The sequence below is a fragment of the Pristimantibacillus sp. Z349TD_6 genome (genome assembly GCF_056173205.1).
In genome coordinates, this window is record NZ_CM149662.1 from 5,120,889 (window position 1) to 5,143,971 (window position 23,083).

The window sequence follows — 23,083 nt, forward strand, 5'->3', positions numbered from 1 at the left end:
CCACCTGCTATTCTCGCAGCTGATAATTTTTCAAATCAGGCAGCTCATCCTTCGTTAACGAGAAAGGGTGATTATAAAATTTGATAAGCTGTTCCCTATCTGTAAACTTCTCGGCATATACACGGTGTCCATCCACAGTATTGTAGACAAAATTGCCATACCACGTGCAATTCCATGCCCATAGTGCACGATCCTGAAGCATAAGATCAGGATCAGGAATCGGTCCATTTTCAGACAAAGCAATAATTTTGTTCATGCTTGTGTAAGCGAGTGCCTTCTCGAAACGATCAAGCTGCGACTCGTAATTTTGCTCAGGAGGATAAATATCTTCTCCAATAATATCGACGTACTCATCGCCCGGATACCAATCCGCATGCTGTCCATTCCATACCCAAATCAAATGGTTCAACTTATGCACGTTCGTCATTCGGTCATACATCAGCTTCCACAATTGAACGCAGGGCTCAGCCCCTTTGCTGCCCCACCAGAACCAGCCTCCCGAAGCCTCGTGCAGCGGTCTCCATAATACCGGTACCCCTGCATCCTGCAGCCGTTTCAGCTCGGAGGAAATCGCATCAATATCTCTGATCAGCAGCTTATAATCCTCTGACTCTTTATCATTCATCGCCTTCTGTACATCAAACGTCGTTGCTTTTGTATAGAAGCCGCTGCCCCACGTTCGGTCAGGGGGCAAATCAATTAAATCCTTAGGCGCATTCCAGTGCCAGCAAAAAGTTACGATGCCGCCGCTTTGCCACCAATCAATCGCAATGTCCGTATCAGAGCATGTGGCCCCGCGCTCTGTGCGCGAGGGTGAATAATTCATGAAATCAAAGCCATAAACGGCTGGGTATTTCCCAGTCACTTCATGCAGTATTTCAAGCTCAGGTGTTGATACTACTCCGATTTGCTGACCGGTCAATATGCGAGTTCCATAAATGTCGCATAAATAGGTCATCAGCCTTTTCGCCTGATCGTCTGCATTCGGGTTTATGAGCTTAGGTTCCACAATGAAACGGGATTGCTGCTTCACATTCAACATTTATGGTTTCTCTCCTTCTTTGACATTTCTTTTTGTATATCCTCACTTAACCTACTGCCTGCTAACCGATAATACCGCTCCGCTCCACACTTTCTACGAAATAACGCTGAACGACTAAGTACAAAATGATTAGCGGTATGATAGCAAGCAAAATACCCGTATCAATAATCATTGCCACATGGTTCGGATCAGCCTTAACGTTACCGCCTCCGGCCGCTACCCCCAGCAGACCTGGAAGCAGCGCATTCGCTTGGGCTGACAATGTCGAAATCTTAATCGGCATAAGTGCGGATTCACTCATGAACAGCGAAGTGAAAAAGGTATCGTTATACTGCCAAACGAAGCAGAACAGCACGACCGTAATGATTGGTGGAACGGCGTTAGGCAGCATGATTTTCAAAAATGTTTTCACTCCGCCAGCCCCATCAATCAATGCAGCTTCCTCTATCTCTTTAGGCATTCCTTTAAAAAACTGGCGGAAAATATAAATGAACAGTCCCGCTTTTAATCCGATTGCCGTTGCAGACGTTATAATAGAAGGCCAATACGTATTGAGCAGATTAACGCCTTCCTTACCCGTCACTAGATGAATGACTCCGAGTATGTCAAAGCTTCTAAAATGAAGATACATCGGAACCATCAACGTGCTTGTCGGAACTAGAATCGTTAATATGACCAGAGCGAACAGCACATTGCTGCCTGGGAAGTTAAAACGGGCGAAGCCGTACCCAGCAAGCGCGCAAGAAGCTGTCGTTAGCAGCGTAGTCACAATAACAAAGACAAGCGTATTTCCTAGAAGAGGAAAGTAGTGTAAAATATCCATCGCCATTTTGATGTTGTCGAGCGTAAAGTGGACAGGCACCATATAAATCGTCGGATTGTAAATATCGACTTTGTCTTTGAAAGCGACAGAAAACTTCATAAGCAGCGGATAAATGATGATGTACGAGATGCCAATAACAAGCGCGTAACGAAAAATGGCGTACAACGTATCGATCGTCTTATTTTTCATTTTCTGCAGCCGATATTTATTGTCCTCGTTGCGAACAGCCTGTGAAGCCTCCATATGCAGCTTCCTCCTTTGTTAATCACTCAGTTGTAATGTACTCTTCTCGATAGCAGCACTCCGATAATGACCAAAACAACGCTTATAATCAACGTGTAAACCCAAGACATCGCTGCGCTGAGCCCAAAATTTTGCGTGGTGAATGCCGTCGAGAAAATCATATCCGTAACTGCGCTGCCCGAGAATGAATCAATAATCGTGTAGATGACATTGGTCAAAATGAGCGGGCTAACTAATGGAAATGTGATTTTCCAGAACGATTCATAGGCTGTAGCACCTTCCATCTTAGCCACCTCATACATGGCACCTGGAACGGACTGCAAAGCAGCTAGAAAAATAAGAATTTGCACGCCTGAGCTTGTAATAATCTCATAGATTCTAGTAATCGCCTGAACGATGTAGTCAACGAACGATAGCGGCAATCCTATGTCGCTAAGTATCATGACCATTGACATAATGTTATAGGTGGAAGAAGCTTCACCCATTTCACTTACGACCGATGAATCGCCTACTAGATTAATAAGCCCCGCTGTTTCAGCAGCTGAAATCGCATTGGAAGCGAGTATGACCGGAAGGAAAAATATCGCTCTCGCGAGTATTCTGCCACGAAACTTCTGATTAAGCAGCGTAGCTGAGAAAAGGCTGAAAAATAATATCATCGGTACATTCAAAACCATTTCTGAAACGGATTGGGTCAAAATCCGATTGAAGGTAGCATCCACGAACAACGCTTCTTTAAAATTCGCCCAGCCAACCGATTCCAATATAAATCCAGTCGGTTCCACCGTTAGCTTGCTGAAGCTGAATTTAATCGATTGGATAAGCGGCGTCGCAAACATAAATATGAAGCCCAGCAGCCATGGGAAAATAAATGCTACGCCTAGAAGTGAGCGCTTGTGCCGCAAAGCTAGCTTATATCCATTCATTAACGCTCACCTCCTACCCAATAGTTTTGAGCTTCAACTTTGTTTCCGTTAATGCTGACTTGCTTATCTGTGTAATTGACAATAATTGATTTCCCATTGCTGTATTGCATCTCTACGACACCGTCTTGATGGCGAATATGCTTCACCATTTGAGCGTTTCTCACATCGGAGAGCACATCGTTTGCTTCCTTATACATCGACAGCGCTTGATCATACCAGTCTTTGTAATGGGTAGAGAACAGCTTGTCAAAATGAGTGAATTTCAGTTTAGAAGACGGTTCATAGCTCCATGAAAAATGCGGCGCTGAGCCAAGCTCTACCGAACGAAGCAGCTGCTGCTGAATATCCTGCTCATCCTCTAAGTTAATCGCACCGCCAGCATAATCGACATATCCATGAATAACCATTTGATAAAATGGAACTTCCTCATCCGTTAGCACGAAGCCGCTGGATGATGTTGGCACATTTATAAGATGATCTGCGAATGGCCATACATAAGCATTTCCGCCCGTAAGCATCGTTTGATCGACGCGCTCATCCACCTTTCTCAGCTCATCCTCAACGATTTTTTTAGCCGTTTCGCGTTGAATGACTCTGCTCGTACGGAAATCAGAACTCAGCACGTTTCCAAGATCCCGCAGCGATATTCCCCGCATGCCAAGCGAATCATACTTCTTCATAAACGTATCAACAAAGTAGGAAAGCTTTGCCGGTGACAACAAATAATACGAGCCTAATAGCATATCCATTCGATTAAGCGCTCGGTTATAAGGATAAAGCTCTGCTTCCTCCCGTGTAACGAACCGCGATGCATCAGAGGATGGAACAAAACCTCCATCATCATGATAAATTTGTTGAAAGGCTACATCTGGGAACAACATCCCGCCGGATTGCTCCAGCTGATTCGCTAGCTTAATGAAGCTGGACTTGCTTCCGAGCTCGCTGTCCACTTTCAGCTTTACTGGTGTCTGATGATTGACGCCGTTGCCGAACCAGCCCGTGTAACGCATGAGCAATCGATCAATCCCATCCGACTTCAGTTGTCCAGCCATTTGTGAGGCTTGCTCAAAGGAAGTCATGGAAACGACGGAGCTGTACGGTACACCAAGGAATGATTTTCGCTTATCGACCGTTCCTAGAATATCCAAATAAAATGGAAGCTTTTCATCATCTTTTAATGGCTGAAGCTTGTTTTCAGCTACAAGCCTGTTACGATAAAGCTCTGCCATTCCTGAATAGCTCGCCTTATCGCCAGAGAGAAAGCTGTACCGAATTTGAATGTCGCCTTTATAAATCTCTTCACTCAACAGCTGGATTTCTTGAATCTTTGAGCCTGTGTAAAGCTCAAGCTCATCCTCTCCGCGCAATGAGTAGCTGCTGTGAATATAATTGTAGGAATTTTTTTTACCGCTGATATCAGCAGCGATGCTGGCAACAGCATCACCTTCTTCAATCACCGCAAACCATGCTGCGCTTCCTGCCTTCATCCCAAATACCGGCATTCTAGCACTCTCGCTTACTTGACCGCGGCGGTAGCTGTTATCGTTCGGATCAAGGCCATATACTCTTTGTACGTATTGCTCTTCCTTTACCTTGCCGTTGTTTAGATGGATCAAGCTTCCGGTTCCATCCGGCACGAACATATATCCTTCATTATCCTTGTCTGCAGCGCCAAAGAAATTAAGCATCTCGATGCTGCGAATTTGATAGCCTCCGCTTTCTTTGACCTGATTGACTGGAACGGATGCAACCAGCGAACCGCCATCAATGCGGTATTCCAAAGGAATAACGAAGTTTGGTTTGCTCGATTCGGCGCCGCCTGCAACGCCATTTTCCTCATTATCGAAAGCAAGATCCTCATCGGAATAACCAGCCTTGACGAATGCCGCCGTCATTTTGCTCAGGACAAGCGGCTTGGAAACCTGTGCGTCTAGTCTCTCTAATACTTCCTTATTGTCCGCTTTCGGATAATAGCGCAGTCCCACATATTTGGCCGTCGGCGCATCCAGCTTGGAGAGCACCTTCTCTTCCAATCGCACTTTGCTTATATACCTTGGCAAAGCATCCACACCGATTGACGTATCGCCAATCGTATAGGTGATACGAATGCCGTTCTCAATGCTCTCAGCTGTAAACTGCTTATTTGCGATACTTTCCGTGAAGTTGGTGAACGTATCCAGCGTACCGATTGAATCCCGGAACAGTACCGTCAACTGAGAAGACAATATTTCCTTCTCGAAGCCCGATGCGATCGCATCCTCACTCCGATTGGGCGGATTGCTGTACCAGATTTGGCCTTGCCGTTTATCCCTCACAGCGACCTCTGTCGTTTCGGCGCTGTAGTATAACGATAATTCGGAATTGTCCGCTACAAGCTGCATGCCTGGCACACCTTTTGAAGAATCAGGCATTGCCTTCATTGCGGCTCCAGCTTCCAGCTCAGTTGTCATTTTCATATAAGCGGCTGCTTTAACGGCTTTAGCTCCACGACTGTTGAATAGCAATACGGAGCAGACCAAGATACAAATTGCTGCGGTACAGGCCAGCACCGCAACCAGCTTTTTACGATTTTTCACGGGTGCGGCCTCCTTTACGTACGGAAAATGATTTCACGATAAATATTGATAATAAAATCGATAATTTGCTGCATCATACTCAGTACGAGCGTCCCAAGAAATACGATAATACCCATTACGATTACCGTCAGCAGCATCGTAATAATCGTTTTAAACGCCGTATATTGATGAACCGTCATCGTACCGACAAATAGAAGCGTTAGAAACCAAATGGTAGATATAGACATGACTAAATAATAAAAAGCCGTTTCTTCCTGTACCATAAACCGGCTCGCAATGGTCATGGGCACATAAAGAATGACCATAGGAACAAGCGCATAACCCGTCGCCATAACAATTTCCTTGAATTTACCTTCGCCATCCATTAAGGTTGTAATCGCCCAATTGGATATACACCAAAGAAAGAAAGGAAATACAATCGTAACGAGCTGAGTCAGGCTGTTCAAATGACGTGGATCATTATAGTTCACCAGAAAACCTGCAAACTGATTTTGTAAAATAACAGAAACGATGACGAGCAGCAAAATAGCTAATGCGACCTTTACTTTTCCTTTGCCGTCATACTTCATATCCCAGAAGCCGTCAAAAGGATGAACGATTAAATGCAGCGGAAACTTGATGAAATCCTGCTTCATAGCGATCTGCCCTCCTTAGCGGTTTGCGATGCAAAGTCCGACATCATAAGCTTCCTCTTTTTCATACGAGAGCTTACCAGCTTGAACGCAAGCCATGCAGCTGCTAGGACGATCAGCATTGTTAGAAAGGTGCCTGAATGTTCCTTCATTACTTCCCTGCGGTACCTTTTGTAAGCTACAGAATAACTATCGCGGTCCATGCCTAGCTTAAAATACTCGAGCGCTTCCCCGTTCTTCCGCTCCATCAGCAATGATTTGCCAATGCCTATATACGCAATATCGTAGTTGCTATTTAATCGAAGCACTTCTTGCCAAACCGGTACCGCCAGCTTATCCTCACCGGTGTAATGCAGCTTCACAGCCTCGTTTACGCTGGCACCAAACTTCGTTGGCTCAAATACGACGATATTGCTTTTCCCACGATCAAGCACCAGTTGTTTATCACCCAAATGCTCGACGGCAACCGGTATTTTAAACGTACCGATCTGATTTCCCTTACCGCCATACACATAGAGCAAATCGCCTTCGTCATTGTAGGTAAATACTTTGCCTTGATTTCCGTCAAGCACGCTGTACATTCCGTTTTCGAGTACCTTCACATCAATCAGCTTGGAAGGACCAACAGCGCGCCTGAACAAAATATCACCTAACACATCAAAGTAACCGAAGCGCTTCAGCACATCCTCACCTGATGGATTAAGTCTTTTTACAGGTTCCTTAGAGTCAGGATCGATGTTCGTTGCATATACAAATCCTTTGGCATCGATATCGATATTCGAAAACTCGGTTGGAATAAACAGCACCATTTGCGCTTTCTGTGCTTTGGTTGAAAGCAAGCGCCATATGACTTCGGTATAGTCCCGCTGCACTTTGTTTGTCCCTACATATCCGATAAACTGGCCTTTCTCATCAAACTGCATGATGCCCTCGTAGATGCCTTGCGCTACGACATAAATCCGTTTGGCTTTATCTACCGTTACCTTTAACGGAATAAATTTAAAATCACTTGCCAAAACATCAGATTTGGGCTGCTCGATTATTCGAAGCAATTCACCGTCGCTCGATAACACGACAACTCGCCCGTTGTCCGTATCCGCAACATAAAGCTGCTCCTCCTCATCAACGAATAGTCCCGACGGATTTTTAAAACTTATCTTTTCTCCGTCCTTCTCGTACTCGTTAATGATGTTTTTCACTTTCCACTGATCATCTAAAATAACGATTCGGCCATTGCCGCTATCCACAATGTAAATAAGCCCGCTTGCAGACACGACCATATCCTTTGGCTCTAAAAAGTCACCGATGCCGATATCAGATCCGGATATGGAGAGTTTGGGTACATAAGCCGCCGGTGCTGGAACTGCTTCTTCCCAATAGTTATAGTTATAGCTCTCATATGGCGTCGACGCTGCAGACGCAGGTAGAGGCGCTGCGGTAATAAACAATAGGGAAGCCGCCGCGATGACGAGAAACCATTTTTTCGCTGACAAGTGCATTCCCCCCTTTAATCTTTCATTCCTGAAGTCGCCATCGTTTCAATAATTCGGCTTTGCGAGAAAACGAACAGCGTAATCGGAACGCTCATCAGAATGAGTGCTACTGCTGCCGCCGCTCCTGCGCGAGCAATACCGCCTGCCACAACTTGATTAGCTGCAAAATGCAGCGATTTAAGCTGTTCGCTGTAAATGAAGCCATTCCCATCGCTGCCCCAAAGAATTTGGAAAAGCAAAATAATTAGCGTTAGCCATGCCGGTTTTACATTGGGCATTACGATGGTCCAGAAAATTCGATATTCGCTTGCTCCATCAATTTTTGCCGCCTCTAACAGCACATCAGGAATTTGCTCCATAAATTGCTTCATTAGATAGAGACCGAGAGAATAAGCAAAAGCTGGAATGATGACTGCCCAATACGTGTCGATCAAGCCTAACCATGACATGATCATATAGTTTGGAATAGCTGTTACGGCTGGCGTAAACATCAAGGATAAAACGACAATGCTGAACATGAAGCTTTTACCTGGAAACTTATGCTTGGCTAGCGGATAAGCAGCTGCCGACGCTAACAGTACATGTCCAATGATTCCCATGCCGGTAATGAAAACCGTGTTGAAAATATATCTAGAAAAAGGAACCCATGAATTGCCTAACAATGCGAATAAATCGATAAAGTTGTTCATGGTCGGGTTTCGAACAAATAATGTCGGAGGAAACATAAATATTTCATCCAACGGTTTAAAGGCATTATTAATCGCATAGATTAGCGGCACGATCATGAACGCACCAAACGCCGTAAGCAAAACAAAAAGCGAGAAGCTGCCCCAGAACGATCGATTTACCCGTTTCCTCGGGATTCGAAAGGAGAAGTTCATGAACTTATTCACCTACCCTGCGAAGAAGTTTTTGAACGATGAGATTCGATCCCACCATAATCATGAATAACACAGAAGCAATGGCAGAAGCGTAACCCATCTCAAAACGGGTAGTACCGAAATCGATTAAGTGAGTAACTATCGTCTCAGCTGCATAGTTGACGCTAGGGAACCCTGCGAGAGCGATCGAAACATCAGCAACTGCAAATGCAGTCGTAATCTGAATGACTGCCCCGAACATGAGCTGCGGCCGCATCGAAGGCAATGTGATGTACCAAAGCTCCTGCCAACGATTCTTTACGCCATCGACTGCGCCAGCCTCATATAATGTCCGGTCAACGGTTTGCAGACCTGCAATAAATGCAAGAAAACCCGTTCCAAGACTAAGCCAAAGCTGAACAAGAATGATGATCGGCAAAATGTATTCCTCTTTTTTCAACCATTGAAGCGGCTCCAAGATGATGCCCAGCTTCAATAAAAAACCGTTGGCAATACCATAACGATCGCCGGAGAAAATCATCAGCCATATAAAATACACGTTTCCGGATATCGATGGCGCATAAAATACGAGAGTCATTATCGCTCTCAGCTTTGGAGACAGCTCATTAATAATCCATGCAAAAACAAAACACGCGATATAACTAATTGGTCCCGTTATTACAGCGAACAACAGCGTGTTCTTTACGGCAATGAGGAAAACATCATCATCTAGAAATAATCGCGTATAGTTCTGCCAGCCGACAAACTTTGGAAACTCCAGCATATTGAAATACGTAAAGCTAAGCACCACCGAAACCAAAACCGGCAGTACTGTAAACACGGCGAACAAAACCATGTAAGGCGCCAGCAATATGTAGGAGTGTTTGTTTGCTTTCACTTCCCGCAGCTTCAGGTTCCACCAATTTTGCACGCTTGACCCTCCCTCCATTATTGCGGCAACCCGAACTCTTTTCGTTTCGTCGTAATTTCATCCTGCATATATTGGACATAGTCCATAATCGATTCGCGCGCCTGCACTTGACCAACAACCGTCTTATAGAAAGCATTAAACAAATGTCGGCCTGTGAAATATCCGCCTGGCACTTCCGGCACCCCTTGTACCCATTCAAATTGCGCCTTCAAGTTTTCGTAATCGGCAACCGGCCATGGCAAGCTGTCGAGTGCCTTGATATTGGCAGTCGGATAACGGGCTGCTGCGCCCATCAAACCTTCCATTTCACGACCAAACACCGTTTGTGTCGCTTCGCTGGTCCACCATTTCATGAACTCCCATGATGCTTCCTTGTCCTTCGCCTTCTTCATCATTACGACAGCGCTGCCTCCGCTTGGCACCTCACGATTAATGGAGCCATCCTTCTGGATGGTTCCCGGAACAGGAGCGAAACCCCACATGCCGCGAATTTCTGGCGCAAATACAGAAAGCTGGTTATAGGTTGTATAATCTGCAATGCCGATTGGCATCTGCCCTGTACGGAAGCGATTGGAGAAATCATATTCCCGTTCTAATTTATAGTCGGTATAAAACTCCGTCCATTGCTTAAATGTTTCGATGCCGATGCGTGAATCCAGATCGGATTCTTTGCCATCATTGCGGTATAGCTGTCCGCCATTCTGAAATAATAGTGCCGCATACATCGAGTTTGGCGGTATGTTTTGCCCTTGAACAGCAGCTTGTGCCACAACGGGCAAACCGAATTGCATATGATTTTTACTTAGAACGGCTAGTAAATTAGAAACTTCATCCCACGTTTGCGGGATTTCCAGATCCAGCTGATCAAGTACATCCTTACGGTAAAAGAGCATGTTGAACGTTTGCGTTTCCGGCAACGCATAAACCCCGCCATCATAGCTGTATGGAACAACTGCGCTTGGACGGAAACGTTCCTTCACCTCTTCGAAATCAGCAAACTGTGTCAAATCAGTTGAAGCGTTGCGCATCGCAAAGTTAACAGGCAAATCATTTTCAATCTGCATGGCGATGTCGGGACCTTGGCCCGCCAGCGTTGCAGGCAGCAGAGTTCCCATGTTTACCAGCTTCAAGTTGACATTAATGCCGGTAACGGATGTAAAGGTTTCGTCAATCATCGCCTTCATCGTGTTGGCTTGATCCCGTCCGCTTCCGATCCATACCGTAATCGATCTTTGGTCCGCGTCATCGGAAATATTTCCGATCTGATTGTAATCCGTAAAGAAAGAGGAAATAAAAGTTGCAGATTGGTGCTTAAGATTCGAAGCGAAGCCCATCCCTTTTTTAGGGAATTTCTTATCTGGTGAAGCAACATATAGCGCATCGATCTCAAGCGGCTGCTGCCTTGCTTGCTGAACCCAAGTTCCAAGTCCGCCCGTGTTTGTCTTGTAGGCCCCAAGCCTTCTCGGAATGGTTTCCGGCTTCTCAACCATCTCATCCAATTGCAGTGACATCGTCTTAAGTAGAGCCTCTTGGTCACTGGATTGTCCTGATAATTTGACGAGCTGCGCAGCAATGGTTTTAAGACGATTACTTTCTTCTTCAAAAACGTTAAGTATGTTGGGAACTTTTTTCTCAATCTGATAATCACGGTATTCATCGGGCTTCGTTCCCGTAATCATCAATATTTTGCGATACATTTCATTCAAATTATAAAGACTGCTTTCAACCTCACGAATGAGCGGGGCAAACTCGCCTAAACTTACCTCAAGCCTGAGTGTATGCTTTCCTTTTTCCAGGCGGTATAAATAAGGAGACTTTCCACCCATCACATCAAGCCGATAGGAGCTCTTATAACGAAACGCAACCTTTTCCATTTCCTTAAAAGGAATTTCACCGTCAATGGTTAATGTACGAGTTGAATAAATGCCTCTAACGAAGTTTTGCTGCGTTTTAAAGGCAATTTGATAAAGCCCCGTTTCAGGGACATCAATTTCCCATTCCATCCATTGACCAGGAAGACGAAAGTTCAAGCCGCCAATCGTATTTATTTTTATTTTTGAAGAGCTGTAAGGGTATACTGCAGCACTTGAACGCTCGCTTAGCGGATACAAGGTTGGTGAAGACTTTGCTGTGGAAGCCTCGCCTTCAATCGTAATCAATTGGCCGCTCGTCTCCTTCATACCATCTGCTTCATACTGCTTAAGCAACTGTTCATAGGTTAGTGGAGCAGGCTGTTGAAATAGTTTCAATTGTTTAACGACCATCGGTTCCCGTGTAGACTCAAGCGTAATCGTATGTTTGCCCTGCGAAAAATAAAATAAGAAAGGTTCATTCTCGTAACCATCGGAATCTTGAAATGTTTTCTCGCTCCATCTCGGCTTCTCCACTTGCTTTGGTCTGAGATCATTGCCTTGATTGTCCTGAACAACTTGAGCTGCTTGATTATCCCAAACACGGTCAAACTGCAGGAAAGCAGCTTCTCTGAACGGACGTTTTCCGTCAATGAATAAATCCCGTTCAATCGCTGAGCTTTTTCCTTCAATGGGATAATAGAGCAAAGAAAGATTATAAAGACCCGCATCAGTCACATCAAATGACCATTCCACTTTGCCCGATTCGCCTGTTAATAAGGAAGATCCGTCCATGCCCTCGTAGTTGTTAAGCTTCTCGAACTCAGCACCCTCTACATGGCTGTAATTGATTGCTTCTAATACGATTTCCCGCTCTGGACGGGCAGCCGCCTCATATTGCGAGACATATTCATGATATTTTTGTTCATTATAAGCAGAGATCTTCGTCGATCCGGATTGAATGGACTCCTCCGTCAGCGCATTATCCGAACTGCCGACTGCATGCACCTTAGGCACTGACGGAAGTACCATTAAAACTGCCAAAACAAAAGGGACTATCTTCTTTGCCACATTGGTTAGCCGCAAATTGCTTATCACCAGAGGTCCTCCTTACATGCATAAACGGTTTCTCCGTCCATAGGCGGGGAAGCTCACGTTTGATGGTGAAATATAAGCCCATATATCTTCTAGCATTTATTTTCCTCGTTCTCATACAATCGGGGGAAGTCACGAAAGACGTCCCCCGACCTGTACATTAAACCGCTGCCTTCAATTACTTAGAAAGCTTGGCTATGGACGCTTCTGCTTCCGGCTTATACTTCTCTGCAGTCGCAGTCACTGATTGATTGTTTACGATAATATCTGTAACGAACTTTCCAGTCGGGAATTCAGGATAAGCATCATCCAGCAAGATTTGGCCTGTGTTCGTAATATGATCACGCTGCATAGCTACATCTTCCTCGTGATTGTAGAGACCTTCCAGCCACTCTTGGCTAGGGAACTCTTCCGTTTGAGTAATATCAAATGTTTCTTCGTAAATTTGGTAAACCAATTGAGCGTCTTTTACGCCTTTTGGAATAAATTTAGCCGCTTGTGCTGGGTTCGCATAAGTAACCTCAGGACTTCCTTGAGGGCCGTTCGGAATAGGCACTACGCCGATATCGAACGTTAAATCACTAATGTTCCATACCGGTGCTTGGAACATGGCTACATCGCCGTCTTTAAACGTGTTGAACTCTTCATAATTCATTCTGTCGCCTGTTTTAATTTTCATAACGTTCTCAACGTTGTATAAACGGTTCATGAACTCTGCCGCTTCAATCGTTTTTGGATCGGTTAAGCCTTGAACGCCTGTTCCTTCGTCAACGATTTTGCCGCCGTTTGCAGCAGTAAAGTTGCGGAAAATATCAATGGACCAGCCTGAGAAGCCATAAACGTCAATTTTTCCGTCATTGTCTGTATCCTTAGTTGCTAGCTTTGCAATTTCCAAAAACTTGTCCCAGTTCCATTGGCCGCCTGTGTAAAGCTCTTGAAGATCCGGAAGGCCAAGCTTTTTGAACAAATCACGATTGTAGTGCATAGCTGTACCGCCTGAGCCCGGATTGTCAAATGCGTATTCGCCGCCAGCAATAGCAGGTGCTTTGGCCATCAAGTTTGCATCGTTGTTGATGTTATTAGCTGAAGTTGTAAACTCGCTGATCGGAAGCAGCTGGCCTTTCAATACAGCCGGCAATGCTGCTTTGTATTCCATTTGAACGATGTCTGCAAAAGGCTCACCTGTCAGGACAGTAGCCGTAAACTTCGGCATGTATTCTTCAAAAGGAACGTTTATGAATTCGATTTTCACATTATATTTTTTTTCAACTTCTTCAATCTTAGCGAGACGCTCTTTCTCGGAAGCCGTTGCTCCTGCTGGTGTCAAATCCCACCATGCAGCTATTTTAATAACGCGTCCACCCATATCGACAGGTTCTGGTGTTGCTGTGGATTCCTCAGGTGCTGCAGTCGGATCAGTGACAGCGCTTTCTTTTGGAGCGTTATTTGTTCCTTTATTTCCGCCGTTCCCGCCGCTGCAAGCTGTAAGTATGAGCATGAAACATAACACCAAAATGGACAAACCTTGTATTTTTCTCATGACCGAACCTCCCATTTTCACATTCATCAGTTGGTATAAAGTAAAAATCCCCATTTAAAAGCGCTTTCATTCCTAAACTTTGAAAAACCCAACAGCTAACCTCACCGCCTTTTCGTTATTTGATTTCCGTAATTTGTTATTTCGTTTTGCATAACGAATATAACATCAAAAACAAAACTGGTCAATTGTTTTTTATTTGTTATCTAAACCCACTAAAATTTCTAAAAAAATAAGTTAAATTTCGTTTTATCGCTTGTATACCCTTGAAAAAACAGCTATATTTATCTACATAACAAAATAACAAAAAGAAAATAATAAAGCATTGAGGTGAATCAACTTCCTAAATAAAACTCTAAATAAAATAATGATGTTTAATGTTTTTTAGCAATTAAAAAACAAGTTTAATTGTTAGTAACAATACGGTAAAATAATGACTAGCATTTCTTCACATATAATAATGGACTTCTTTACATATAGATGGCTTGGCAAACTAACTAATTAAGGTAGGATGAAATTTATGCGCCGGAAGGTAACGATTCAATCAATTGCCGATTATACAGGGTTGTCAAAATTCGCAGTATCACGAGGGTTATCCGGGAAATCGGGGGTTAGTCCACAAACAAGAGAAGTGATATTAAGAGCTGCAGGACAGCTTGGTTATTTTAAGGACGCTCAGACGCCTCCTGTTTCAAGCGAACTGATGGATACAGAATCACGAAGCTGGTCCGGAACCATTCTTGTGCTTTTCCCAAATGTTCGTTATCAAAATACTGATTCCTTATATTGGGGTCCAATATTTAACGGCATATCTACAAGGCTGAACCAAAAGGGCATTAACATCCTTACATTAACCGAGCCTACTAACGACTCCATGTTCTCACTTTTAAACCCAGAAGCAATTATGGGCATTATTACTGTAGGCTCTATTTCTACCTCTGTGTTGCTTGATATTAAACGGCTCGGCATTCCTGTCGTGATGGTCGATCATTACGATCCAAACTTTCACTGCGACTCGATTTTTACAGATAACTTGTCCAGCATGAGAGAAATAATGAACGCCGTCATTACAAAAGGCTACAAAAACTATCAATTTTTAGGAAATATTAGAGATGCGCAAAGCTTCTATGAACGATTCCTTGGTTTCCGTTCAGCTCTCGAGGACAATGATATTGAACTAAAGCAAATTCCTTCCCTAATGGGACCGGAAATTGAGAACTTTCACGATACATTCAAAGCTGCTATTGAGGAGCATGGTTTACCTGAAGTATTTGTTTGCGCCAATGATATATTTGCCTCTTTTGCGTTAGATACCTTGAAAAATATCGGCATGTATATTCCAGAAACGCTCGTTTTCACCGGCTTCGACAATACCCATCCTCAGATTCCTTTTTTGGCAACTGTTAATGTAGATAAGGAGCTGCTCGGCAAACGTGCTGTTGATCAGATGCTTTGGAGAATACTCAACGCAACTACGAGCTACGAGAGGACCCTTATCCAAGCTGAGATTATTTTCAGAAACTAAACATAAAAAGAGGATGACCATCGCGGTCATCCTCTTTTCGCAGTAGTGCTTCGTTTAAAAATCCGGCAGGCCTTCCTTCCTCTCCCTATCTATAAGTACCTATCCATTTCGTTATTGCAGCACAACACTGTCTACATAAACCGAAGTTGATCCGCTTGAGTTAGTAGGTGAAATGAACTGAACGCCCACTTCACGCACATCACCCAAATTGGCTACTCCAGATAAGCTCAGTGAAATCGTAGATGCCCCCGATGAATTGATGTTTACCGTTCCTGAATCATACCAAGTGTAAGCGGAGCCCGTCTTAATAAACAGCTTCGCCTGCAGGCCGCTGCCAAAGCTTCCCCATGCCGCATGCTTCACTTTAACAGAAACAGAAGATTTGCCGCTGAAATTATTAGCACCCGCATATTGCAAATAAAATTGACCGCCGCCTAACGTAACGTCTGCTTTGAGCGAGCTGCTGCCGCTTGCCGCCCATTCGGTTACAGACCATGGCCCGCCAGCAACGTTTGATGCCGTCCAGCCTTGTGCATTTCCACCTTCAAAATCGTACAACGTAGAGCTGCTGCTGCTGTTAAACACGGAAGCTTTTGTAGAAGTAGCCCCAATGCCATTTGTTCCGTTAATGACAAGATTGCCCCATGTAGTAAGCGTCTGCCAATCACTTGTCGTCATATCCAGCCATGAATTGGCCGAATCATTTCCTGTCCACGACCATGCCATATAACCGATGCCTTTCGCCTGACTTTGGTTCATGACCTCTTGTGCATTAACTTGACTTCCCAAGTTGTTATTGCCGTTGTTGTAGTTATAGCCAAACTCTCCAACCATAACAGCCAACCCTAAATTTTTAATCGCTTGCAGCTCCGTGCCAATCCGAGACGAATCATTCCATGAGCCATACATATGAATGGAGAACATGACATTATGATCCGGATCATGAGTGAGGAGCGCGTTGCCATATGCTTTGATTGGTGAAGAATTTTGTCCCCAGCCTGAGGCATCAACGATAATCGTGTTATGAATTCCAGCATTTCGAATGGTTGAAATAGCCGTCTTGTACGCATCGCGCCAAGCGGTATCCGCAAGATTCCCATCGCCCCATTCATTAGCAATATTAACGAGCACATACTTTTCATTGCTCGTCAAAATCGTTTTAACCGCGCTGCTGGCAAAATAACTAGCCATATTATTTAAAGCAGTTGCGCTGTTAGAGCCTGTTGCATCATGCAGTTCAACAATGGCAACCATGCCGAGCTGTTTGCAACGATCGATAATTTGCTGCAATCGCGATGCCGAACCGCTTGTCGTCCAGACGATTCTAACAGCGTTCGCTTTTTTCGAGCTAATCGTGCTTAGCGCATCATACGCTTGTGTATCAAACCATGCGTGAGCATTATTGACACCTCGAATGACAAAGTTATTGCCGTTTGCATCCTTCAAATTGTTGCCGCTTACATAAAAACCGTTAGCCGCATGGGTTTGTTCAGTTGCGATAAAAGGCACAACCAAGGCTAGCATAAGCACAAGCATAAACGTCATTTTCAATCTCCTGATCATCATAATAACTAAATCCCTCCAACTGTTTTTTTGTTTTGCAGCCTTAGGTTCTTAGTGTTTGATCTGGTTGCCTGTTACTTTAAAGACGTTGACATATTTATGAGAGCCTACCACCCCCTTTCATCACCTGGTGCTTTCTTCGTTTTCCTTAATCGAGAAACCGCATCAAATTAGAAACCATTTCAGCCGCTTGCTCACGGTTCACAACTGACTTTGCTAAAATGGAATCATTACTTTTCCCAGCTGTACTTCCAATAAGCTTGGCGACGCGTTCCAACACTGCTGCCGCATCCTGCTTAGTCATGGCTTCGCGCGGACCAAAACTTCCGTTTTCTTTTCCTTTAATAAGCCCGAGCTTTTGAGCTGTTGAAACAGCCTTGGTATACCAGCCATCACTCGGAACGTCGTTAAATGTGTTGCTGGCGGTATCGTCATTCAAATCAAACGCTTGAATAATGATTTGAACAAACTCCGCTCTTGTCACAAGGTCAAGAGGCTTAAATAAACCATTGCCTTTTCCCTGTATGATTCCTCTTGCAGCCAAATAATCGATTGCGTCCTGGCTTGCTGCGGATGAGCCTTTATCCTTGAATGAAACATCTACTGCCGCAGCTGCATATTGACTGAAATGCGTGGGATGAAAAATAACTTTTTTTGTTGTTGCATCGTAATAGCTGTTTTTTACAACCTCAAGCTCGCCGTTTTCTTTGATGTGGTATGTCACGATCGTGTTTGAATTTGCGCCCGTGGCCAATGAATAATTCAAAGCAACTTTTAAAGATGCTGCATGAAATGTAGTTATTTTCTTTCCGTCAATGTCAAGATTCAGGTCATAAACCTGCGCGCCACCAAGCTTAGCTTGGGCAAGATCGCTCATTTGGGATGGATCGACAATAGCGAATGTGAACGTAATCGTTGCAGATGTTCCGCTTAAATGGCTTGATAATTCGGAAAGTGAAATTGTAATCGCAGCATAACCGATATTCACTTCTATCCGCTCAAGACCTTTGTCTATAGCCTTGGCTATTTGCTCAGCTGGAATATTGACCTTTACCTCCTTAGCTCCTGCTGCTGGAGTCCCGGTAACAAGGATTGTACCCTTTTGAGCTTTGGCGACAGCTGCCTCAAACTCTGCGCTATTAAGCTGAATCGTTTGTTTGCCGCCAGGTCCCGCTGCAGGAGGCTGGCTTGTGTCTGGATTAGACGGCGTAACGATGGGCTCAGACAAAGTGGTTACTTCAATCTGCGGACCGCCAACGCTCCAAACTCCATCTCGTGTAGCCGCTTCTACTTTAAACGTATATTTTGTACCCGCTGCTAGTCCGCTAACCTCATAGCTGCTGCTGGAGCCATTCACCGCAGCCAGTTGAATACCGTCTTTATAAATCAAATAATTTATGATTTCCTGCTCGCTTGATGCACCGCTCCATGACAAGGTCGCGTTCGTTTGATTGACATTTGTTGCTTTTAACTCAGCATTGATCCACTCTGGCGCTTTCAAGCCATAGGTTGACAAGTTGCTCGGCAGCTCATCGAGCGTAATGACATACTCATGGTTGAAGACATGAGTAAGATGCTCGGCCGTATTATAAATACCGTTTCTTATAAAATCACCCGTCCATGTGCTGAACCAGCTCCAGTCTGCACCATATAAAGGCAGCAAATCAGGATCTGGAATCGTTCCGGTCTCCGGAAGTGCCACAAGCTTGCGATCCTTGACGACCTCTACTAGACGATCATATTTATTAATATTTGGGCTATAATCGCCTGCTTGGTTGTAAATGTCGGTGCTAATAATATCAACCACATCATCTCCTGGATACCAGTCGGATGACACGGAGTTCCACACCCAAATCAAATTGTTCAATTGATGCTCGTTTGTTAACCGCTCATACATCAATCGATATAGCTGCTTAGCAGACTCTGGTCCTTTGGCGCCCCACCAGAACCAGCCTCCCTCTGCCTCATGCAGCGGTCTCCATAGAACAGGAATATTAGCATCCTGAAGCCGCTTCAGCTGAATGGCAATCACATCGATGTCACTGAGCAGCAGCTTATACTCCTCTGAATCCGGATGACTAAGCGCATACTCAACATCAAACGTTGTGGAGTCGGTGTAGAAGGCTCTCCACCATTCTTTGCCCGGCACATCGATTAAACCGTTTGGCGAATTCCAATGCCAGCAAAGGGATACGATCCCGCCTCTTTCCGCCCACTCCATCATTTTTTCTGTTTCCTCTGACTTCGTACCATGAGCTACCCGAGTAGGAGAATAGTCGATAAGGTCGAAGGAAACCATCGCAGGAAGCTTGCCGGTTTTTTCATAAATCCACTCCGCATCAGATAATTCCTGCTGGCCGGAAATGATGTTTTTGCCGTAGTTATCAACTAAATAATTCATGAGCGCACGCGCTTCCCTTGTTGCATTTGGGTTGATTAACGACTTTGAAACCTGATGCTCTTTATTCTCGATAGGCATTGGAGTGAGCTTTATATAATCAATGTCATACCAACTCCAATTGGCATCAAAGGTTATCGTGTTGTTTCCTGCATTCAAAAAAATCTTACCTGCCGATATTTCAACAAATTCAGCCGATTCATTAAGATCAACTTCAATCCCTGAAGCCCCGGCTTCATTTTTATTAACGGTTATTAGCGTTTTTTTGAAGCCATAAGAAGCTCTGTAACCAAAATCCAGCGTATAAAAACCTTCAGCAGGAGCCGATACATTTAACTGAACAGATCCTCCTGGAATAAAAACATAACCGTCGCCGGAATAGCCGTTTCCAGTAGAGCGTATTTCTGCTCCACCCGCCAAAATCCCCGCTTCCGCTTCATATTGGCTGGTATCTGGCACAATAACGGTATCCGCGGATTCAAGCGTAATGTATTCAATGCCATAATAACCCCAGCCTCTTTCAAAACGAATCGTATTGTCGCCTTGCTTCAGCATAACTTTCCCTGCGGAAGCTTCTGCCGAGACAGAGCCAGCATCCGTAATCGCAGGCAGCTCAATCTCCCCGTTGCTCTGACCGTTTACGAGCAGCGACGTTACCTTCCGTCCATAAGGCGAGTAATAACCAATGTTCAGCTTATATAAGCCAGTTGCTGCTGCTTGAACATGAAAGGTTGCAGCTCCAGGATCACCAGAGAAAAATGAAATGTAACCGTTTCCAATATATTCAATGTCACCTCCTGCAGTTGTAGTTAAAAATTGTGCTGCGCCCTCTACTTCTGCACTTGCTGCTTCATATTTAAAAGCAGATGCAGTCGCGTTTACATAAGGGTAGAGAGGAATGGCACCCATAACAAACGTTAGGATCAAAGCATAAAACAAAACCTTCCGTGTTCCCCATCGGTAGTTAAAACCCATTTCATTCGTCACCTCTAATTCATAATGATGAAGCTATGCTTTTGGGACGTGCCGCCTTGCGATAGTATAATCAGTCCCGCCAGAAAACGCTTTCAAAAATGAATCACCTCCTTTCTACGTTTAGTAGACGTAAGTAGCTAAGTTACATGAACAGGAGCATCTTGCTGCATGGGTAAATTTACAAGCTGCATTTCGTTATTGAGAAGATAACATAAATAACATTATTTTTGCAATACAAATAATAAATAACTTTACAATAACAAATATCACTTTTGTTATTGTCGAATTTGGCCGTATAAATGCTGCACTTTGTCTCATTTGCTAGCTCAAACGAATAACAATTTTCATAAACCTTGCAAACAAAACCTACCCTTTCGACTAAAGTCTAGGTAACAATTAGACCAATGACTGATTTGATGAAATGGCGATTCCATTAAAGTTAAGAGGAAATAAATTACATATTAATTGAAAGGATGGAAATCAATGATGTTGGTGTTTCAACAAAGAAGGAAAAGTAGGAAAGCTTGGGCTCCCGCCCTACTCGCAGCAGTGATCGCCTTTTCGGCCATCTCATTTCCTGCAAGGAGCGTTGAGGCAGCAGGTGCAACTGGCCCCAAGGATGCTAAGGAAGTTGAGGCGTTTGTCGATGAGTTCTTTAATCGTCCTGAGGTTGCGAGCTCGCTAGCTGGAAGTGCAGTGGTAGTGGTGGGCAATGATAAAGTACTGCTGAACAAAGGTTATGGTTATGCCGATGTGGAGAGTAAGAAACCTGTTGATCCTGATAAAACCATGTTCAGAATAGCTTCCATATCCAAAGTATTTACAGCAACAGCCGTCATGCAGCTCGTAGAAGAAGGCAAAATAGATTTGGATCAGGATGTAAGCCCCTATTTGAAAGGTGTGACGATTCCCAATGAGACCGGCAGCAAACTAACGATGCGACATTTATTGACTCATACAACAGGTTTCGACAAAACAGATGTATTGACTGCTCCAGATGCGACCCGCAAAGACTATCCTCTCGAACAATATATTAAAGAGAATTTACCTACCATCGTGCGTAAGCCGGGAGCGGCTTATCGCTATGATAATTTAGCTTTCAATTATCAAGGATTAATCGTGCAAAATGTGACAGGCAAGCCTTTCGAACAAGTCGTTGATGATCAAATATTCCGTCCGCTGCAAATGACAAACAGTGATTTCCGGTTGACGGATAAAGTGCTGGCAAACCTTGCTACCGGCTATAACCAATTAAAGGAGCCTTGGCCGCAATACCAGCTCACGCCTACAATAGCGCCAGACGGGGGCATGTTCGCAACTGGCACGGATATGAGCAAATTTATGCTCGCTCAGTTAAACGGCGGCAAGCTTGGTGAAAATCGTATTTTGCAGGAAAATACAGTTAAGGAGATGCAGCGGGTACAGGTTGGCATTCATTCAGAAATTCCGAACATGGCTTTAGGTTTTGAGATGTTTTTCCAAGAACATTTTAATGGCGAGACTGTCATTGGAAAGGGCGGAGATTTGGAGGGCTATCATTCGTGGATGTGGCTGCTGCCGGAACAAAAGGTAGGCGGATTTGTTGTTACGAACAGCGATGCCAGCGATATACGTGAGCAGCTGTTCGCCGCGTTTATGGATCATTATTACCCTCAAACAGAGAAAGAGCGGCCTGCCATTGCACTAACCAAGGCACAATTAGCACGCTTTGAAGGCAGCTACCAGTATTTGCGCGCCCCGCTCGTTTATTACAAAGTAAAGGCGGAAGATGGTTATTTATCCGTTGCCGGACCCAATAGCACCAGGAAACTAAAACCCGTTGGCGAGCTGCTGTTCCAAGATGAAGATGGAAAACTTGGCGCATTTAAAAAAGATGAAGCTGGCAATATCTCATACTTTTATTATTTGCTAATTGATGCTTGGTGTGAACGTATAACCCCATCACCTACCTATTCAGATGTACCGCGCAATCATCCGTATGCCGATGACATTTATACTTTACGTGATTTGGGCGGGGTTTTGAATCCAACATCTACCCTTTTCGAACCAGAAGGAAAAACGACTCGTGCTCAATTCGCAGCTCAGATTGTACGACTAGCAGGTATTACTAAATCACACCAACCCTCTAAATTCACGGATTTAAAGGCTCATCCATATGAATCAGAAATTCAAACATTGCTAGAGATTCACGTATTAAGCGGTACTTCAGCCCAGAGGTTTGAACCTGACCGATCGATTACAAGGGAAGAAGCTGCTGTCATTATCTATCGATTATCACGTTTTCTTGGTTTCCCTCCCATTCCAGCGAAGCTGAGCGGCAAGACTTCAGCTTGGGCCGAAGAAGCGGTTCAATTCATTGTTGGAGCTCGTTTATATGGACCAGAAATAAAATCAACAGATAAAGGTACAGATTTCCGTTCGAGAGATCCGCTGCTCCATAAGGAAGCTGCTGCGATTTTAAACCGTTTCGCTAAATTATTTGCTTCAAGTGCAGGCATCTAATAAAAAGAAAGACTGCGTAGTCGCCCTTCATCAAGGCGGACTATGCAGTCTTTTTTTGTATAAACGACAGTTGTAACGAAAGCAGTACAACATACGGATCACTCAATCATTC

General features: G+C 44.3%; 14 protein-coding genes. 2 read left to right on the forward strand and 12 right to left on the reverse strand.

Going from position 1 to position 23,083, the window contains the following annotated elements:
• Positions 1-7: 7 nt before the first annotated feature.
• The 10 genes from AC0VYE_RS22570 to AC0VYE_RS22615 all read right to left on the reverse strand — a co-directional run bounded on the left by AC0VYE_RS22570 (position 8) and on the right by AC0VYE_RS22615 (position 14,011).
• Positions 8-1,042 carry a glycosyl hydrolase gene (locus AC0VYE_RS22570; RefSeq protein WP_475442938.1) on the reverse strand — a complete coding sequence of 345 codons (1,035 nt, stop codon included), beginning with the start codon at positions 1,040-1,042 and terminating at the stop codon, positions 8-10.
• 61 nt (positions 1,043-1,103) lie between these two features.
• On the reverse strand, positions 1,104-2,108 hold the full coding sequence (locus AC0VYE_RS22575; protein ID WP_076266693.1) for a carbohydrate ABC transporter permease: 1,005 nt from the start codon (positions 2,106-2,108) through the stop codon (positions 1,104-1,106).
• Positions 2,109-2,134: 26 nt separating this feature from the next.
• Complete coding sequence (locus AC0VYE_RS22580) at positions 2,135-3,034, reverse strand: carbohydrate ABC transporter permease (RefSeq protein ID WP_076266692.1); 900 nt, start codon at positions 3,032-3,034, stop codon at positions 2,135-2,137.
• Complete coding sequence (locus tag AC0VYE_RS22585) at positions 3,034-5,610, reverse strand: DUF5696 domain-containing protein (protein WP_475442939.1); 2,577 nt, start codon at positions 5,608-5,610, stop codon at positions 3,034-3,036. Before AC0VYE_RS22585 ends, AC0VYE_RS22580 begins: the two co-directional genes overlap by 1 nt.
• 14 nt (positions 5,611-5,624) lie before the next feature.
• The gene (locus tag AC0VYE_RS22590) at positions 5,625-6,245 is read right to left on the reverse strand and encodes a Yip1 family protein (protein WP_475442940.1); all 621 of its coding nucleotides are present in this window, start codon (positions 6,243-6,245) and stop codon (positions 5,625-5,627) included.
• Positions 6,242-7,741, reverse strand: coding sequence for an NHL repeat-containing protein (locus AC0VYE_RS22595; RefSeq protein ID WP_475442941.1), 1,500 nt, complete (start codon positions 7,739-7,741; stop codon positions 6,242-6,244). The genes AC0VYE_RS22590 and AC0VYE_RS22595 overlap by 4 nt, the downstream gene beginning before the upstream one ends.
• An 8-nt stretch (positions 7,742-7,749) precedes the next feature.
• Entirely contained in the window at positions 7,750-8,616 is an 867-nt protein-coding gene (locus AC0VYE_RS22600) for a carbohydrate ABC transporter permease (protein ID WP_076266688.1), read from the reverse strand.
• A gap of 4 nt (positions 8,617-8,620) precedes the next feature.
• Positions 8,621-9,544 carry a carbohydrate ABC transporter permease gene (locus AC0VYE_RS22605; protein ID WP_076266687.1) on the reverse strand — a complete coding sequence of 308 codons (924 nt, stop codon included), beginning with the start codon at positions 9,542-9,544 and terminating at the stop codon, positions 8,621-8,623.
• Positions 9,544-12,408 carry an extracellular solute-binding protein gene (locus AC0VYE_RS22610; protein WP_475449686.1) on the reverse strand — a complete coding sequence of 955 codons (2,865 nt, stop codon included), beginning with the start codon at positions 12,406-12,408 and terminating at the stop codon, positions 9,544-9,546. The genes AC0VYE_RS22605 and AC0VYE_RS22610 overlap by 1 nt, the downstream gene beginning before the upstream one ends.
• A 241-nt stretch (positions 12,409-12,649) precedes the next feature.
• Positions 12,650-14,011 (reverse strand): ABC transporter substrate-binding protein, encoded by a 1,362-nt coding sequence (locus AC0VYE_RS22615; protein WP_475442942.1) that lies wholly within the window; start codon positions 14,009-14,011, stop codon positions 12,650-12,652.
• Between the two features lie 517 nt (positions 14,012-14,528).
• Between AC0VYE_RS22615 and AC0VYE_RS22620 the strand changes: the two genes are divergently transcribed.
• A complete protein-coding gene (locus tag AC0VYE_RS22620) occupies positions 14,529-15,533 on the forward strand; it encodes a LacI family DNA-binding transcriptional regulator (protein ID WP_339203713.1) in 1,005 nt (334 codons plus the stop codon).
• Positions 15,534-15,644: 111 nt separating this feature from the next.
• On the opposite strand, the gene AC0VYE_RS22625 is transcribed toward AC0VYE_RS22620, so the two are convergent.
• Both AC0VYE_RS22625 and AC0VYE_RS22630 read right to left on the reverse strand, forming a co-directional pair.
• Entirely contained in the window at positions 15,645-17,099 is a 1,455-nt protein-coding gene (locus AC0VYE_RS22625; protein ID WP_083681682.1) for a cellulase family glycosylhydrolase, read from the reverse strand.
• A gap of 145 nt (positions 17,100-17,244) precedes the next feature.
• The gene (locus AC0VYE_RS22630) at positions 17,245-20,469 is read right to left on the reverse strand and encodes a glycosyl hydrolase (protein ID WP_475442943.1); all 3,225 of its coding nucleotides are present in this window, start codon (positions 20,467-20,469) and stop codon (positions 17,245-17,247) included.
• 483 nt (positions 20,470-20,952) lie between these two features.
• Between AC0VYE_RS22630 and AC0VYE_RS22635 the strand changes: the two genes are divergently transcribed.
• Positions 20,953-22,971 carry a serine hydrolase gene (locus AC0VYE_RS22635; RefSeq protein ID WP_083681680.1) on the forward strand — a complete coding sequence of 673 codons (2,019 nt, stop codon included), beginning with the start codon at positions 20,953-20,955 and terminating at the stop codon, positions 22,969-22,971.
• Positions 22,972-23,083: the final 112 nt, after the last annotated feature.